Origin of the sequence: Sphingomonas oligophenolica (assembly GCF_006438955.1) — a bacterium.
Lineage (GTDB): Bacteria > Pseudomonadota > Alphaproteobacteria > Sphingomonadales > Sphingomonadaceae > Sphingomonas > Sphingomonas oligophenolica_A.
Genome location: NZ_RCZK01000022.1, coordinates 1 through 17143 on the forward strand (window position 1 = coordinate 1; position 17143 = coordinate 17143).

Below are 17143 nucleotides of genomic sequence, written 5' to 3' on the forward strand. Positions count from 1 at the left end.
GGCCGGCGCCTATGTCGATCACTTGGCCGCGATCGGCGCGACGCCCTCAATGAGCCGCACCGGCAATTGCTACGATAATGCCCCGATGGAGAGCTTCTTTCACACCCTCAAGGTCGAACTCGTCCATCAGTGCCGATGGGCGACACAGGCCGAAGCGCGGCACGCGCTGTTCGGATACATCGAGGGCTACTATAACCGGCACCGCATGCACTCGGCCCTCGGATATCTAACCCCCGAGCAAGCCGAGCGGAGCATGACCGGCTAACCCTGCGTGTCCGCCGAACCGGGGGAATATCACACCCCCGTCGTATCGACGATCAGCGGCACCGCGCACCGCGTCGCCAACGCGAAGGGCGGGCTCGAGATCATCGTCGTGTCGGACGACGGCCGCACGCGGATCGGCATGGCGCACCTGTCGAGCCAGGACGTCAAGGAAGGCGACCGCGTCGTCGCGGGGCAGACCCTCGGCAAGTCGGGGCAGACCGGCCACGCCACCGGGCCACACGTCCACTATACGCTGACGATCGACGGCAAGAAGGTCGATCCCCTCAACCCACCGTCGGGCGGTGGCTCGGCGCACCCGGTCGCACGCGGCATGACGCTCGAGGACGCGCAAGCGCTCGCGGTCAAGCACCTCACCGACACCTATCCGCACCCGACGCCGTCGATGATCCATGACGTCCGCGCCGAGGTCACGAACCGTTACCAGGTCCACAAGCAGAGCGTGACCGACGCCGAGGACGCGGGCGTCGAGGCGGCGCAGCGGTGGGCGATCGCGAACCCCGGCAAGCCCCTTTCGTCGATGCCCGCGCCGATCCGCAACGGCATCCCGGCCAAGCACTACGACGAAATGGGGGGCTTCATCGACCGCGTCGCCAGCGGCACGCGTGACCAGGCGACGAGCGACGGCACCTATGGCTACTATCTCGCCAACCCCGACGAACTCGCCAATCTGTCGGGCCGCCAGATGCAGTCGCTCTATGGGTCGATGGACCGCAGCTCGTGGCTCCAGCTCCAGAACATGCGCGGCCAGATCGTCAAGGGCGCGCAGAACGGCAAGGCCGCTGCGGCGAGTGGCAACATCAATATGCCCGCGTTCAACGTCGCGATCGGGCAATATATGGGCGCGCTCGGCCTGCCCGATAATCCGAAGCCCGAGGACAAGCAGGCCGCCCAGGTCGGCGCGTTGCGGCGCAGCGCGTTCGAGGCATTGACCGTCGAGCAGGCGCATCGCGACAAGCCGATGAACGACATCGAGGTGACGCAGTTCGTCCAGCGCTGGACGCTCGGCCGCACGGTGGCGGTCGGCGCCGGCGGCGCGAACCGCGTGGCGCAAGGGTCCGTGACCCTGAAACAGATCAACCCAGAGGTGCGCGCGAGCATCGAGGCGAGCCTCACCAAGCACGGCACGCCCGTCACCGAAGAGAATATCCTCGCGATGTATTACGCCGGGACGTTCAAGAAATGAGCGATCAGCTAGACCCCTACGATCAGGCCTATGCGCGAGCGTTCGGGGGCGTCGACCCGACGCGCCAGTCGCTCGTCCAGACCTCGCACCTCAACCCCGACCGCGAGGTCGAGAACCGCGCGATCGCCGATCAGCTCGGCCTCCCCGGCCAGTTCATCCGCGACAACGAGGCCGAGGCCCGCCGGATCAAGGCGCAGCGCGATGCCGCCGCGACCGCTGCGTCGATCCGCGGGACCAAGACCGCGAGCTTCCTTGCCGATACGAGCAAGGCCGCGATCGCGCACGATGACGTCGGCGTCCTCGCCAAGATCGGCCACTGGTTCGGCGAGAATTGGGCTAATTGCAGACTGGCCGCTTAAAGCGCGACAGCCCCGTAAACCAGCCTTTCGGCAAACGACGCGATTTCAGACACCGAAGTCCTTTGGCTGAGAGCCGGGTCCCCAGCTCCCTAGCTCGTCGAGCGAGGCAGGCTCGCTCGCGCCAACCGGATTACGCTGGCTCCGATGCCGATTTGCGATTTCTAGGATCCGGTCGATTGCTCGCGCTTTCGGCTTCGCAGTCGGTGATCGGGAGAGCAAGTCGTCCAGCTCGTGGCCCGTCCTTGTGGTGATGTGATGCTGGGTCGGGTTTTCGAGTGACCTCGGAAGCACGCCCGCTGAGGAGCCAGCACGTCCAAACGTTTCCACCTGTCCCGTAACTTGCGCAGATCGTTACGACGCCCCGTCCATTTCCAGTTATGGGACAGTTCTTCCGAATTCGGCACAGCCGATTCGACTCCAGCCCAAAAACGGTTATTTAAGGTTAAATTGCCTCTTTGAGAACCGGGGGGCAGGACTCGTTAGAAAAGGAGGACTTATGAAAAAGGCACTTATCGGCTTGACGGCCGCTTCGTTCGCGATGGGCGGCTTTGCTACGCCGAGCTTCGCTTCGGGCAACACCAAGCCGCAGACCCAACTGACGGTCGGCAACTGCATCTCGGACGTCGTCTATGGCAACGAGCCGAACATGGCCAATGGCGCTCCGGGCGGCCCCGCCGAGCAGACTCCGGGTACCAAGGGCGGCAACGTTGTTCCGACCCAGTCGCCTGGACCGTTCGTCAACAACCCCACCGATCCCAACAACCCCACCCGCGGGCGTTCGGTTGGTCAGTTCCAACAAGACGGGATCAACATTCCTGCTCTCTGCCGCGCCGCGACCGGCCAATAAGCTGAAGCACAGCCTTCGGGCTTAACAGCTTCTAACGAAAAGGCGGGCGGCCCCGAACCGTCCGCCTTTTTTTGAGAAACGCTTAAACCTTCCGCGCTAGGCTCTGCCGCTCGGACCGGGGGAGCGATGCTGAAGAATTTGAGCCTCGCGTGGGCGCTGGCCGCCGCAATCGCCGCTCCCGAAAGCGCCGCTGTCGGCCAGCTCAACGATCCCGCTGCCGCGGAGCGCATCGCGCCCTCGGCGGGCAAAGGCCTGCGCGCTGGCAACGACGACATTCTCGTCATCGGCATCCGCCTGCGCGGCGAAGCGATCGGCGGCGTCGCCCCGGTTCGCCGCATCGACGCCGGTGAAATCGCCAGCTACGGCGCCGGCACCGTCAGCGACCTCGTCGAGGCGCTCGAGCCCGAGACCCGGGGCAATAGCGGTGCCGCATCGCCGCCCCAGATCGTTCTGTTGAACGGCAGCCGCATCGCCAATTTCTCCGATATCGGCGGCCTCCCCGCCGAGGCGATCCAGCGGATCGACATCCTCCCCGAGGAGGTCGCGCTCGCTTATGGCTATCCCGCCGGCGCCCGCGTCCTCAATCTCGTCACCCGCGAGCGCTTCCGCGCTCTGACCCTCGACAGCAGCGCCGGCGCCGCCACGCGCGGCGGCCGCTATAGCCTTTCAACCGACTGGAACCTTGCTCGCATACGCGGCGAATCCCGAATCATCGTCGATCTCTCGCTCGCCCGCGACGGCGCCCTCGACGAATCCGAGCGCGACATCCCACTCGCCCCCGCCGGCCCACTCTTCGCCGCCGGGGGAAATGCCGCCGCCCCCGTTTTCGGCGCCGAGATCGACCCGGCGCTCAGCGCCCTCGCCGGCACCATCGTCACCGTTGCCCCAGTCCCCGGGACCACCCAAACTCTCGCCCAATTTGCCGTCGGCGCCCAGTCTCCGGCGCAGACCGATCTGCGCCCTTTTCGCACCCTCCTCCCCGAAACCACGCGTTTCGTGCTCGGCGCGTCAATCAGCCGCCCGCTCTTCTCGCGCATTGCCGCTACCATTAGTGGCCGGGTCACCTCCACTCGCAGCGAAAGCGGCTTCGGCCGCGCGCCGGTCGAGCTTTTCGTTCCCGACGCCAATCCCTTCTCTCCCTTCGCCAGCGACGTGCTCCTCCTCGGCCTCGCCCCGGCCCCGCTCCGCCGCGACTCGCGCACCGACACCGCTCGCCTCTCGGCCTTGTTCAGCGGCGATTTTGGCCTCTGGCGCTGGACCGCGACCGCGACCGGCGAACATGCCTATGCCACCACCCGCGATTCGGGTCGGGTCGACACGGCCGCTCTCCAGGCCCGCGTCCTCGCCGCCGATCCCGCTGCCAATCCCTTCGCCGCTATCGCCGGCCCCTTCGATCCCGCCGCGCGCCTGTCTTCGTCCCGCAGCCGCCGCGGCGCGATCGATCTCTCCGCCGCCGGTCCGCTCGCGCGTCTCCCGGCCGGCGATCTCTTTCTCAGCCTGTCGGCCAGCGCCGAACATCTCGGCCTCGTATCCCGCGGTTTCGAAGCGCCCGGCCCGGCTCGGCTCGCTCGCACCCAGACCTGGGCCGCGGCCAGTCTCGACGCGCCTTTGTCGCGCGGCAACGCGTCGCTCGGCGGCCTGGCCGCCAACTTCAATGTCACCGTCCGCAACATCCCGCGCTTCGGCTGGCTGCGCACCTGGGGTGCCGGCCTGCGCTGGGCGCCGGATCCGATCGTCAGCTTTAACCTTTCCTACATCGATGATGACGGCTTCCCGACCTTGCAGGAAATCGGCGAGCCGGTCGTCCCGATCCCCAGTTTCCTGATCTTCGATCCGATCCGCGGCGAGACCGTGTCGGTCACACGCCTCGAAGGCGGCAATCCGCTGTTGCACCCCAACAACCGGCGGGAGCGCAAGATTGAGGCGATCCTCCGCCCGCCGGGCGCCGCCGGCATCACGCTCTCGGTCAATTACAGCGAGGTCGATCTCGACAATCCGATCGCGACTTTCCCGATCGTCTCGCCCGATCTTGAAGCCGCGTTCCCCGGCCGTTTTCAGCGCGACGGCTCCGGCCGCCTCATTCTCGTCGATGCCCGCGCGATCAGCGTCGCCAGCTCACATTTCCGCGGCCTGCGCTCGGGCCTCCAATATGTGACCCAGCCCGCGCCCGGGGACCGCAATCCCACCCGCTTCGCTGCCTCGCTCTTCCACACCTGGCGCTTCCGCAACGACATCCGCACCGTCGCCGGTGGTCCCGTCCTCGATCTCCTCGATGGCGCCGCGGTCGGACCGCGCGGCGGCGTCCCGCGCCACCTGATTGAAGGAAATGCCCGCCTAACCCGCGGCGCTCTCGGCGCGTTCGTTTCGGGCAGCTGGCAGGCCGACTCCCTCGTCCGTGGCGGTTCCGGCGACCTTATCTACGCCGATCGCCCCCGCCTCAACGCCTGGCTCTTCCTCAATCTCGGACAGCTGGGCAGCGCATCGAGCCTCCCCGCGTGGCTACGCGCCGGCCGCCTCACCTTGAGCGTCGAAAACGCCCTCGACGCCCGCCTTCAGGTCCGCGACGCCGCCGGCCAGACCCCCTTCGCCTTCCACCCCGCTTACCTCGACCCTCAGGGCCGCACACTGAGGATCGGTTTCCGCACCTTCATCAAGTGACGCCGACTGAGTGCCTCGGGTAGGCCCCGGCACTTCGCTACGCTGCCATCGGACGCGGAACCCCGACTTGCCGATCCCCAGATAAGCGGCGGCCTGGTCCTCGCTCAACAGTCGCGGGGTGATCGGAGCATGCCGCCGCGGGCGTGGCGGTCCGGCGTCGGGCTCATCGTCAAAGTGCGCGGCGGAAATTGTCTTCGTCGGGCGCGGTGCCCTGCCGCGTTTGGGCGGCGGCGGCGCTGTCATCGATGTATACGCCGCCAAGACGCTCGGAATTGGCGCGCAGCCATTCGTCCGCCGCGCGCTCCCCCGCCTCGATCGATTCGGCCGGCCACTCCTTGTAGAGCTTCCCGCAACACGTGATCCGAGCAACGAAGGGCTGGGAGTCGTCGCCGGTCGCGGCGCCCGTGCTTCGAATGCGATCATCGTGGTGAACTATTCTGGAGTGCGCGGAAGCGTCACCGCAGATTATGGCCTTGCGGCTTTCAGGATCAGCCACCACGCCAGACTGGAGCTCGTGCTTATCCGGCGCTTATCCAACTGCATCCGGAAAACTCAACGCCCGCTTTGGGGGTAGCTAAGTCTTTGAAAAGGCTTGGAGCGGGTGAAGGGAATCGAACCCTCGTCGTAAGCTTGGAAGGCTTCTGCTCTACCATTGAGCTACACCCGCGTGCCGACCGCCACTGGCACAGTCGTGGACCGCGGGTCAACGCGGATGTGGCGGGAGCGATCGGCCGCGAGGCGGTCCTGCCAGCCGCGTCAGCGGTCGATGCGGACGGGGACTCCCTTCGACGCCGGAGTCTTTGAGGCTTCGTCGTGGTACCAGAGTGGCACCAGCGGGTTCATCTCGGGATAATAACCGCCTACGCAGCCGTCGGGCAGGTCGTACGGCGTGATCTTCAACCCCTCCACCGCGCGGCGGGTGTCGTCGTCGGCATCGCCCGCCAGCGTCACGATATCGCCCTCCTTTAGCCCCTCGCGCTGCATGTCACGCGGGTTCATCAGCAGGATGAGGCGCGATCCGCTGAGGCCGCGCAGTCGGTCGTCGAAGCCGTAGATCGTGGTGTTGAACTGGTCGTTCGATCGCATCGTGATCAGGTGGAACCGGCCCGGCGCGTCGCCGATGCCGAGCGCGGTCATCGTGGTAGGGTGCGTGAATTCGGCCTTGCCGCTGTCGGTTTTCCAGATCCGGTCGTGCGCGGCGTTGCCGCGGTAGAATCCGCCCGCCTCGAACATCCGCGCGTTGAAATCGTGGAACTCCTCGGGATAGGTTTCGGCGATCAGGTCGCGGACGAGGCCGTAATCCGCGGTCCATTCGTCCCATCGCCACTTGGGGTTCGCGGGCAGCGTCGCCTGCGCGATCCCCGCGACGATCGCCAGTTCGCTGAGCAGCGTGTCGCTCGCGGGGGTGCGGCGACCGACCGATCCATAGATGTGACTGAAGCTGTCCTCGATCGTCACGGTCTGCGGTCCCGATGCCTGCACATCCTCTTCGGGACGCGCGAGGCAGGGGAGGACATAGGACACGCGACCGTGGATCAGGTGGCTGCGGTTGAGCTTGGTTGCGATATAGACCGTCAGTTGCTGGTGCTGCCACGCCTTTTCCATGATCTCGCGGTCGGGGATCGCGCGCACGAAATTGCCGCCCAGGCTGATGAAGCCCTTGACCGATCCGTCGCGGATGCCTTCGCACGCGTCGACCGTCGTGTGGCCGGTATCGCGCGGCGGTTCGAAGTCGAACATCGTCGCCAGCTTGTCGAGCGGCACCAGTTCGGGCTTTTCGGAAATGCCGACGGTGCGCTGGCCCTGGACGTTCGAATGGCCACGGACGGGGGACATGCCCGCGCCCTGGCGCCCGATGTTGCCGCGCATCAGCATCAGGTTGACGAGCATCCCGATGCTCTGCGTGCCGTGGACGTGCTGGGTCAGCCCCATCCCGTACACCCCGATGACGCGTTCGGCGGCGACATAGACGTCGGCGGCGGCCTCCAGATCGGCACGCTTCAGCCCCGAATGCCGCTCGATCTCGTCCCAGCCGGTGGCGCGCGCCTGCGCGATGAACGCGTCGAACCCGTGGGTATGCTGATCGATGAAGCCGTGGTCGAGCACGCTGGGATCGCCCGCGGCGGTCCTGGCATCATCGACCGCGACGACATGCTTGCACAGCCCCATGATCGCCGCGATGTCGCCGCCGGGGCGGACCTGCAGGTACATGTGCGATAGCTGGGTCGGCTGCTGGGTCAGCATCTGGACCGGGCTCTGCGGATCGATGAAGCGAACCAGGCCGATCTCGCGAACCGGGTTGAAGGTGATGATCTTGCACCCGCGCCGCACCGCATCCTGGAGCGGGTGGAGGAAGCGCGGGCTGTTGGTGCCGGGGTTCTGCCCGAAATAGAAGATCGCGTCGCAATGGTCGAAATCTTCGAGCGTGCACGTGCCGACCGGCGATCCGATCACGTTCTTGAGCCCGACCGAGGTCGTCTCGTGGCACATGTTGGAACTGTCGGGCAGGTTGTTGTTGCCGTAGAACCGTGCGGTCAGCGCATAGAGGTATGACGATTCGAGCGACGCCTTGCCCGACGCGTAGAAGATCACCGATTTGGGATCGAGCGCGTTGAGTTCCTTGGCGATCCCCGTGAACGCTTCGTCCCACGAACATTCGACATATTTGTCGGTCGGCGCATCGTAGCGCAGCGGCGCGGTCAGCCGCCCGACCATCTCGAGATCGAAATCGGCCCATTCGCGCAATTCGGTGACAGTATGCTGCGCGAAGAAATCGGGGGTGCAGCGATCGCGGGTCAGGTCCCAGATCGTCGCCTTGGCGCCGTTCTCGCAGAATTCGAAGGTGTGCGGATGCTTGGGTTTTCCCCACGCGCACGACGCGCACATATAGCCTTCCGCCTTGTTCTGGCGCATCAGCGTCTCGGCCACGCCGGGGCTCGGCATTTCCCGGCGCATGACCTTGGCCATGCCCTCGACCGATCCGAACCCTCCCGACGACCCGCCATATTCCCTGGGCGTCGCCAGATCGTCATCCAGTGGGCGGTCGTTCGTCAGGTCGTCGTTCATCAGTCACCTCCGTCACGGGCTAACGCACATCGTGCTTCACGGGTTGCTTACCACTCGCGCGATAGATTGCCTTGCCATGTATCATGATCGCTCGATTGCCGCCAAAATTGAGGTCACACGCCCGCGTTCGGCGGTCAGCAGCGGCGCGGGGCTGTCGGGGTTGGCGGGGGTGATCGCTTGGGTGGCGATCGCGCGGCAGTACGGGATGGACGGACCCTATGCCGGTCTCGTCAACCTGCTGTGCTGCGCGGTGCCGATGATCCTGTGGTCGCTGGTCGTCGACAAGGTCCACCGCCACGCGTCGACCGGGATCGATTGGGCCAGCCGAACCACCGTCGCCGACACGCTCGACATCAGCATCACGAAGCTGGCGGGATTATGGGCGACCTGGGTGGCGATCGCCGCGATCTACGCGACCGGGCGCTTCTATTGGCAGGGCAATTTCGCGTTCGCGATGTGGTGTTTCGGCTATGCCGCGCCCGCGCTGTTCGTGCTGTCGATCCCCTATGTCCTGTGGCTCGACCGTCGCCTGGAGAGCCCACGCGACGGCGCGTGGCATCTCGGCGCGTGGCTGACCGGCCAGCCGGGGGTCGAGCATGACGCGATCTACCGCCATCTGCGCAGCTGGGGCGTGAAAGCGTTCTTCCTCGCGTTCATGCTGGCGGGGATGCCGGGGGGCTATGGCGAGTTTATCCGCTGGGACGTGGGCGACGCGTGGCGTGACCCTGCGGCAATCGCGCGCTGGCTGATCACCTTCATGTTCGTGATCGACATGGCGATGGCGACGGTCGGCTATATCCTGACCTTCCGGCCGCTCGATTCGCATATCCGCAGCGCCAACCCGTTCGCGGCGGCGTGGATGGCGGCGCTGATCTGCTATCCGCCGTTCATCCTGATGGATAACAACGGCCCGCTCGATTATCGGATCGCGACGCAGGAATGGTTCGTGTGGTTCGCGGGGCATCCCAAGCTGATCGCGGTCTGGGGCGCGATGCTCGTCGTGCTGACCGGCATCTACGCCTGGGCGACGGTCGCATTCGGGCCGCGGTTTTCGAACCTCACCAACCGCGGCATCCTGACGCATGGGCCTTATGCCTATTCGCGGCATCCGGCGTATCTCGCGAAGAACGCGTTCTGGTGGTGCGCGGCGCTGCCGATGCTGACGACGGGAAGCCATGTCGACGCGATTCGCGCGACGCTGCTGCTCGGCGTGGTCAGCGGGGTCTATTATTGGCGCGCCAAGACCGAGGAGCGGCACCTGCGGCTCGATCCCGATTATGTCGCCTATGACGGCTGGATGGCGCGCCACGGCCCGGTGCCGCGGTTGTTCCAGCGCTGGGCTTGGGCGAAGCGGTAGCGCCCTACCGCTCAGGCTTGGGACGGGATGGAGGTGCCGGTGTCCCCGCCGGGAAGAGGTCGCGGGCGTATCGTGCAGGTGCGGGACGCGATAAGGACGTGCCGATGGATATCCGCCCCCGCCCCCGCCCCCGCCGTAGCGCGCTCTACATGCCCGCGACCAATGCCAAGGCGATCGCGAAGGCGCGCACGCTGCCGTGCGACGTCGTGATCCTCGATCTCGAGGATGCGGTCGCCCCCGCCGCGAAGCACGACGCGCGCGCCGCGGCGGTGGCGGCGGTGGGCGAGGGCGGGTTCGGGCGGCGCGAGCTTGTGATCCGGGTCAACGCGCTATCGACCGCGGTTGGTGTGGCGGCGTGGGGCGAGGAGGATTGCCGCGCGCTCGTCGCAGCGCGGCCCGATGCGGTGCTGATCCCCAAGGTCGACGATGCACGCGCGGTCGCGGCGTATCGCGCGCTGCTCGGCGACCTGCCGATCTGGGCGATGGTCGAGACCGCGCGCGCGGTGCTGCGGCTCGACGATCTCGCCGCCGCGCCGGGGCTCGCCGCGCTGGTCGTCGGGACCAACGATCTCGCCAAGGAATTGCGCGCGACGCCGGGGCGCGACCGGTTGCCGTTCCACGGCTTCCTGGCGCAGACCGTCGCGGCGGCGCGCGCGCATGGCCTCGCCGCGATCGACGGGGTCTGCAACGCGATCGACGACGTCGACGGGTTCGCCGCGGAGTGCGACCAGGGCGCGAGGTTCGGGTTCGACGGCAAGACGCTGATCCACCCGAGCCAGATCGCACCGTGCAACGGCGCGTTCAGCCCGACCGCCGCCGCGATCGCGTGGGCGCGGCGCGTCGTGGCCGCCTTTGCCGCGCCCGCTGCTGCGGACCACGGCGTGATCCGCGTCGATGGCGCGATGGTCGAGCGGCTGCATTGGGAACAGGCGCACCAGACCCTGGCGATCGCGCGCGCGATCGCGGGGGAATGATCCGGAGAATCAACCTCCGCCCGACGGCAGATCGATGACGAAGGTGGTGGCGGTCGCATCGGCGAGCGTCAGCGTGCCGCCCGCGCCCTCGATCAGCGACCGGGCGATGGCCAGGCCAAGACCGGTGCCCCCGGTCGCGCGCCGGGTCGTGAAGAAGGGTTCGAACAGCCGCTCGCGATCGGCGGGCGCGACGCCGGGGCCATCGTCGCCGACGCGGAGCTCGACCCGCGTCGGCGTGACCGCGGCATGAAGACCGATCGTCCCGGCGCCGGCCTGGCGCGCGTTTTCGAGCAATGTCGTCAGGACGGCGTCGAGCGTCGCCGCGGGGACCGCGACCCGCGGCGATCCCGGCGGCAGCGCGACGTCGACGGCGAGCCCGGTATCGCGGAAGGCATCGGCGATCCGATCGACGAGGGGCGCCAGCTCGGTCGATACCGCAGCGCCGGGTTCGGCCATGTCGGCGCGCGCCAGATCGAGCAGCCGGGTTACCAGCACAGTTAGGCGGTCGGCATCGGCATCGGCATTCGTCAGGAACCGCTGGCGGTCGGCAGCGGGCATGTCGGGGTGATCCTGGAGCAGTTCGAGCGCGCCGCGGATCCCCGCGATCGGGGTCTTGAATTCATGACTGACCGCATGCGCGAAGTCGCGGAGATAGCGCGAGCGGCGCTCGATCGCCGCCGCCATCGCGGCGAAATCGGCGTACAGGCCCTGGATCTCGACGGCGGCGGTCGGGGGTATGGCGGGAATGCCGCCACGCCCGCTCGCGACCGCGCGGGTCGCCAGTCCCAGCTCCCGGATCGGCCGGGTCACGCCGCGCGAGATGATCCCGCTCAACCCGAGCAGCGCGAGGAAGATCGCGACCACGCCGATCAGGATCTTGCCGCGATCTTCATACAGGCCCCTGAACAACGCGCGCGCCGATCGCGACAGCGACAGGACGCCGACCACGCGGCCCCGGACGATGATCGGTCGCGCATAATGGACGCGGATCGCGGCGGCGCGCGAGAGCCATTCGAAGCGATAGGTCGCGCGATACGCACCGTTGCGGCGCAGCACCGTGACCGGTCGCGCATCGAGCGCGGCGGCGACTTCGGGCAGGGCGGCATAGCTGCCGATCGCGCGTGTGCCGCCGACGGCACGGCCCAACCGATCGAGCACGACGATCGAGGCCTGGGTCGCGCTGCGGGTCTGGTCGAGCACGGGGGCGAGCCGCGCGGCGGCCACCACCGCGTCCGGCGACGGCGGACCCGCGGCGACGGGCGCGGGACGTTCGTCGAGAATCGGCGTGGTGCTGAGGTCGATGTCGGTGGTCGGCGTTTCGACGTGATAAGGGCGGCGGCTGGGTCGGCCCGGTAGGGCATCGGGCCACCACACCGCCGCGGTGGCGGCCAGCGCGGCGCCCTGGGCGACGAGTTCGGCTTCGGTCTGGCGGACGAGCGTGTTTTCGTAAACGCGCAGAAACACCGCGCCGAAACCGGGCATCGCCGCCACCACGAACAGCGTCGCGAACAGGATCGTGCGCAACCGCATCTGCGGCCAATGGCGTCTGACCCAGCCTCTGACCATGCCGATCACGCGCCCGCGCACGCCCCCAGGCGATAACCGATTCCCGCGCGCGTCTCGATCAGGTCCACCCCGCCCAACGCCGCGAATTTCGCGCGCAGGTTGCGGATGTGGCTGTCGATCGTCCGGTCGGTCACCGCGAAGCCGGGGCCGTGGAGCCCATCGATGATCGCATCGCGGCTGAACACCTTGGTCGGGACCGACGCCAGCAGCCGCACGAGCTGGAATTCGGTGACCGTCAGCGGCACGTCGGCGGCGTTCCACGACGCGCGCCAGCCATCCAAGTCGAGGCGAAGGCGACCGTGGATCAGGTCGCGCCCCGTCTCGACCTCGGGGGCGTGCGCGGCGGTACGGCGCAGGATCGCCATCACGCGCGCCACCACCTCGCGCGGCGAAAACGGCTTCACGACATAATCGTCGGCACCCAGTTCAATGCCGAGCACCCGATCGATCTCGTCGTCCCGGCTCGACAGGAACAGGATCGGCACGTTGCGCCCCTCGCCCCTCGCGGCACGCAGCCGCCGACACGCCTCCAGCCCGTCCATGCGCGGCATGTTGATATCGAGGATGACGAGATCGGGCGATTGCGCGGCGGCGATCGCGAGCGCGCTTTCGCCATCGTCGGCTTCGATCGCAGCCAACCCCGCCTTGTCCAGCGCAAAGACGAGCAATTGGCGGATATGCGGATCGTCGTCGACGACCAAGATCGTGCGGGGCATCGGGCACCTGATCATCTTCATGGCGCCCGCGTCAACGGTGGCGGTGGCGGGGACGGGGCCCGGGGCGGGACGATCGATCCGTCGCACCGGCGCCCGTCGGGGTCGGCGATCAAGGCGGGTCGGCGCAATCCGACCAGCGTGTCGACCGCGCGGAGGCGCCGCGCGTTGCGGGGGGTCCAACCGCGCCACCTGCCTTGTGAACCGGTGACATCCTGCTCGATCCGCCAGCGTAGCGCCGCGATTCGATCGCGCTGCGCCGGAAATTTCGCATGGCGTTCGAGCCGCGCCAGCGACACCAGCGCCGATGGGCCGAGTCGCGCGAGGTAACACAGGTCGAGCGGCGGGCCGGCCTTGCCCTGCGCGACCGCCACGCGGACGTTCCACCCCGCCGCGACCGCGCCGAGATCGACGACGCTCGCGACGGTCAGCACCAGCGTCGCGGCGAGCGCGTTGGCGTTGATCAGCCACCGCGCCGATCGACCACGCAGCAATCGCCAGCCGATCAGCGCCAGCCCGACCGCGACGAGAGTCATCCAGCCGAGTGCGGCCAGCCTCAGAACGGTCATCCCATAGGCATCGACATAATCGAGGGTACGCAACGCGCTGGAGGCGACGAGCAGCAGATTCTGCGCCAGCCACAGCGCGACGAGCACCCGGACCGGTCTGCCGACGGCGCCCGCGCTACCCGGTCGCAGCGCGACCAGAACGAACAACCCCGCCAGCACTGCGGTGACGATCAGCGAATAGGCGCCGCGGTGCGCATAATCGGCCATCGTGACGCCAGCGGGCAACGCCGCACCGCTCCAGAGGAACACCAGATCGAGCGTGTTTTCGACCGCGAAGATCGCGTTGAACGTCACGAGCGACACGATCAACGTCGCGACGCGGGGATCGAGCGCGGTGCTGATGATGCGATCGGGCGAGCGCGCGAACCGCGTCGCCTGGGCACTCGGGCGCAAAGTCGACCAGGTCGCGACGCCAACCACTGTTGCGACCGCCGATCGCCATATGACGGTCGTTATGTCGGGGAGCGCGATCCGCGCGACCGCATCGCCGATCAGCGGATTCGCGCTGGCAAAAAGCATGACGAACACGCCGCCGCCCACGACCGGTAGTACCAGCATCGTCGCAGCCGCGCGCAGGCCCCTGCTCCGCGGCGCGCGGCGGTCGCGCAGAATCGCTATTCGCGCGGCGTCGCGGAACGGGGACAGGGCTGCTGTCACACCATGCCACGCCAACCGAGTCGCCCAGGCCATCGCATCGTCGAACCCGCGCCGCGGGAGGAGCGCGGCCAGCGACACCGCCACCCAGAACAGCGCGCAGCCGAGCAAACTCGGGTCCTCGGTCAGCACCAGCGCGTAGAGCGTCGCCGCGATCGTGGCGGATCGGGCGGCGCGCACCCGTACCAGCGCTGGGCGAACAACCGCGGTCAGAATGGCCAGCAGCATAGCGACGCCGCCGATCACGGCACCAAGATCGGTTCCGTCGATCGTGGTCTCCGCTGCACCGACCAGCACCAGGCACACCGCCACGCGGGCGATCAATCCGCTTCGCCAAGCTGCACCATCGTTCATCGTCATCCTCCCGCGATCGAGGGTCTGGTCTGAGCGCCATCGATGAGCGTCGCAGCGCGCGACCCAAGCAGACGGTTGGTGCATTCGGTGCAGGTCGCGTGCAGGCGCGCCCCGCGATTGCGACCGGAGATGCCGTTCGCGGCGGTCGTGGGGTCGATCGGGCAAGTGCTTTGCGGCACCCGCTCTATTATCGGTGATCGCAGTAGTCCGTGACTTATTGCCGCGTCTATTCATGATGCTATCAACCATCGCCAGTTATCGACACTAATGAAAATAGAAATAGTCCGATCTATGTCTTGACGAGTTCAATAGAGAGTCGTCTAAGGGAGTCGTACTTCGCCATTCGATTCGATCCGACTGCAAACCCGTGCTGAATATAAGTAATTGCGATGTGCGGAAAAAACTAAGCATATAATGAAGCGGAGGCGAGCTCGCCCGCTTTCCTAGTACACCTATGCGTATGGCCACGGACTGATCAACCATTCGTCGAACCGCGGTTCGCCGAGACCGTGGTCTGTACCCCTGGCGTAAGAGTATCGCTGCTTCGCGCCGCATCGTTGCCACGTCATGGCCGCGATGGTGCCGGTCGCGCGATTAGGTTGGGACGGGCGGCGGTGGACCGGTGCCCGTGGAGGGGGGGCGGCGATCGTGGGCAAGGCGAAGGGGGGGGCGAAAGCAAAGGCGAAGGCGGGGGCGACGTCCCAAGGCAAGGCCGACAGCGAGGCCCAGAGCCGCACCGAGAGTCAGGCGGGCGCAATGCGGGCGCGGCTGCGCAAGATCCATCCAGCCAAGCGAATGCGGACCCGCGGCTCCGGGGCGGGCAAGGAGGTGACGTTCGACCGAGCCCCGACCAGCAAGGGCAAGAAGCTGTACGATTATACGATGAGCTTCAACAGCGAAGTCGGCGACCGTACCCTGACGGTGAAGAACACATCCGGAAGCCGCGGCAAATCATCGGATCATCGCCAGAATTCGGCGACGTTGACGACCCGCAAACGCAAGATCGACGATTAGGGAGGCAGGAATGACCGAGGCGATGATGGTTCACGACACCAGCGGCAATGCCGCCACCGACTGCGATGAACTAGGAGCGTTGCTGGGGCTGGACGCCCCAGTCGCGCTCGCAGTGTTCGCCCGCGCGGTGAACGACGCGGCCTATGCCCGCAGCCTGATCCTGTGCCGCGAGAACCCTGCGTTCCGCGATTTCCTGCTGGCGCAGGCGGACGGATGGGTGCCGCCGGTCGAAGCGGCGGTGGCCGATCACGGCGCGATCGACCTGACCGCGAAGGCAATTTTGTCGTTCTGGGCGTGGACCAAATCGGGCTTCGCGATGCTCGACGCCGATGCGGCTGCCGCGCGGTTCGCCGCGTGTCTGGCCTGTCCCCATCTCGGCGCCGCGCCCGACCGGCTGGTCTTTCGGCTGGCCGGCGCGAGCAGCGATGCCGATCGCCACAGGGTGTGCGGCCTGTGCGGATGCGTCGCGGCGCGCAAGGCCCGGCTGCCACACGAACGCTGCCCCGGCCCCGACCCCGACCGCGCCGGGCTCAACCGCTGGGGCCAGCCGCTCGCCGAGGTGGCGGCCGCACGCGAACGCACGTGTGAAGGGGAGGATCAGCCGATGTGAACGGGCTTCCCTGTGACCGACGCATTTCCTTGAATCCATCTAGGAAGATAATCTACGTCAGTCGGAAGATGTTCAAATGTTCGCCGGAGGCGGAGTATTTTGCTCGCCATACGCGTCGCGCGGACCCGCGTACGAGCGAGCGGGTAAACCACGGCCAAACGACGAAATTCGGCGCACGGGGCTGTACTGGTAATCACTACAACGGTCGTCGGTATTCCTAAAAACAGAAAAACCATATACTGAGAAAGTGGATGATGTAATTTATTATGCCACGTATCGAGTTCAAGAATATGACATGGCAACGAACAAGATAATGTAAGCACTTGACCTTTAAGGTCATTTCGACTTAAGCTGAAGCATATCCGTTATTTGTTAGATATACCGCGCATTCGTCCGGCGGGGAGGCGTCAAGAAGTTGACCGCGATGCGTTCCAGGTTGCTTCGACGGTGCGCTCGGCGGCTTTGCGCCGGAGCAGCTTGAGCTTGGCGAACATCTGCTCGCCCCGGATCGGCGTCACGTTGGTCTTGGCCCAAGTCTCATCGATGAAGCCCAGCCGCCTTGGATCAAGCCGCCCCTGATACGTCTTCCACTGTGCGCGCCGCCTTGCGATCGCCGGTCGCGCCCGCTCGTCGGCGAACAGTTTATGGGATGGCCCGCCCCTCATCATCTGGCGCAATCTGGCGTTGGATTAAAAGGAGAGGACCGATGACGACGAAGACGCCGATTGCCACGCTCGGGATCGACCTAGGCAAGAACAGCTGTAGCTTGGCAGGAATGGATGCGAGCGGAACCGTGGTGTTGCGCCGACGAATGACGCGGGAGGGACTGATCAAGTTCTCCGCCGCGCTGCCGGCTTGCGTCGTGGCGATGGAGGCGTGCTGCGGTGCTCATTATCTCGGGCGCACGTTCGAAGGGCAAGGCCACACGGTGCGG

At 66.8% G+C, this 17143-nt stretch carries 14 protein-coding genes, 1 tRNA gene and 2 pseudogenes; 10 read left to right on the forward strand and 7 right to left on the reverse strand.

Annotation, left to right across the window (positions count from 1 at the left end; all coding sequences use genetic code 11):
• The 5 genes from EAH84_RS14920 to EAH84_RS14940 form a co-directional block, all read left to right on the forward strand.
• Window positions 1-265, forward strand: a 265-nt coding sequence (locus EAH84_RS14920) for an IS3 family transposase (protein WP_140869999.1), incomplete at its 5' end; no start/stop codon positions are given.
• A gap of 6 nt (window positions 266-271) precedes the next feature.
• On the forward strand, window positions 272-1468 hold the full coding sequence (locus EAH84_RS14925) for a peptidoglycan DD-metalloendopeptidase family protein (RefSeq protein ID WP_140872780.1): 1197 nt from the start codon (window positions 272-274) through the stop codon (window positions 1466-1468).
• Window positions 1465-1827, forward strand: coding sequence for a hypothetical protein (locus EAH84_RS14930; RefSeq protein WP_140872781.1), 363 nt, complete (start codon window positions 1465-1467; stop codon window positions 1825-1827). Before EAH84_RS14925 ends, EAH84_RS14930 begins: the two co-directional genes overlap by 4 nt.
• Before the next feature lie 496 nt (window positions 1828-2323).
• Window positions 2324-2674 carry a hypothetical protein gene (locus tag EAH84_RS14935; protein WP_140872782.1) on the forward strand — a complete coding sequence of 117 codons (351 nt, stop codon included), beginning with the start codon at window positions 2324-2326 and terminating at the stop codon, window positions 2672-2674.
• Between the two features lie 126 nt (window positions 2675-2800).
• Window positions 2801-5332, forward strand: coding sequence for a hypothetical protein (locus tag EAH84_RS14940; protein ID WP_140872783.1), 2532 nt, complete (start codon window positions 2801-2803; stop codon window positions 5330-5332).
• 169 nt (window positions 5333-5501) lie between these two features.
• On the opposite strand, the gene EAH84_RS14945 is transcribed toward EAH84_RS14940, so the two are convergent.
• The 3 genes from EAH84_RS14945 to EAH84_RS14955 form a co-directional block, all read right to left on the reverse strand.
• Window positions 5502-5828, reverse strand: coding sequence for a hypothetical protein (locus EAH84_RS14945; protein ID WP_140872784.1), 327 nt, complete (start codon window positions 5826-5828; stop codon window positions 5502-5504).
• A 97-nt stretch (window positions 5829-5925) separates the two neighbouring features.
• Window positions 5926-5999: transfer RNA gene (locus tag EAH84_RS14950), tRNA-Gly, on the reverse strand.
• A gap of 89 nt (window positions 6000-6088) precedes the next feature.
• A complete protein-coding gene (locus EAH84_RS14955; protein ID WP_140872785.1) occupies window positions 6089-8398 on the reverse strand; it encodes an FdhF/YdeP family oxidoreductase in 2310 nt (769 codons plus the stop codon).
• Window positions 8399-8474: 76 nt separating this feature from the next.
• Here EAH84_RS14955 and EAH84_RS14960 point away from each other — a divergent pair, with 76 nt between their 5' ends.
• The gene (locus EAH84_RS14960; protein ID WP_140872786.1) at window positions 8475-9755 is read left to right on the forward strand and encodes a methyltransferase family protein; all 1281 of its coding nucleotides are present in this window, start codon (window positions 8475-8477) and stop codon (window positions 9753-9755) included.
• A gap of 104 nt (window positions 9756-9859) precedes the next feature.
• Window positions 9860-10729: an HpcH/HpaI aldolase/citrate lyase family protein gene (locus tag EAH84_RS14965; protein WP_140872787.1), complete on the forward strand. Its 870-nt coding sequence runs from the start codon at window positions 9860-9862 to the stop codon at window positions 10727-10729.
• Between the two features lie 9 nt (window positions 10730-10738).
• Here the strand turns inward: EAH84_RS14965 and EAH84_RS14970 are convergent, their stop codons facing one another.
• Genes EAH84_RS14970 through EAH84_RS14980 form a run of 3 tightly spaced genes read right to left on the reverse strand, consistent with a single transcriptional unit; the run spans window position 10739 to window position 14591 of the window.
• A complete protein-coding gene (locus EAH84_RS14970; RefSeq protein WP_241656643.1) occupies window positions 10739-12259 on the reverse strand; it encodes a sensor histidine kinase in 1521 nt (506 codons plus the stop codon).
• 41 nt (window positions 12260-12300) lie between these two features.
• Window positions 12301-13032: a response regulator transcription factor gene (locus EAH84_RS14975; RefSeq protein WP_241656644.1), complete on the reverse strand. Its 732-nt coding sequence runs from the start codon at window positions 13030-13032 to the stop codon at window positions 12301-12303.
• Entirely contained in the window at window positions 13029-14591 is a 1563-nt protein-coding gene (locus EAH84_RS14980) for a DUF4153 domain-containing protein (protein ID WP_161978422.1), read from the reverse strand. Before EAH84_RS14980 ends, EAH84_RS14975 begins: the two co-directional genes overlap by 4 nt.
• Before the next feature lie 561 nt (window positions 14592-15152).
• Between EAH84_RS14980 and EAH84_RS14985 the strand changes: the two genes are divergently transcribed.
• Window positions 15153-15599 (forward strand): hypothetical protein, encoded by a 447-nt coding sequence (locus EAH84_RS14985; protein WP_140872790.1) that lies wholly within the window; start codon window positions 15153-15155, stop codon window positions 15597-15599.
• A gap of 10 nt (window positions 15600-15609) precedes the next feature.
• Window positions 15610-16209 (forward strand): hypothetical protein, encoded by a 600-nt coding sequence (locus tag EAH84_RS14990; RefSeq protein WP_140872791.1) that lies wholly within the window; start codon window positions 15610-15612, stop codon window positions 16207-16209.
• A 346-nt stretch (window positions 16210-16555) separates the two neighbouring features.
• On the opposite strand, the pseudogene EAH84_RS14995 reads toward EAH84_RS14990, so the two are convergent.
• Window positions 16556-16871: pseudogene (locus EAH84_RS14995) on the reverse strand (hypothetical protein); the annotation flags it as partial.
• 44 nt (window positions 16872-16915) lie between these two features.
• Between EAH84_RS14995 and EAH84_RS15000 the strand changes: the two are divergent.
• Window positions 16916-17143: pseudogene (locus EAH84_RS15000) on the forward strand (IS110-like element ISMmg1 family transposase); the annotation flags it as partial.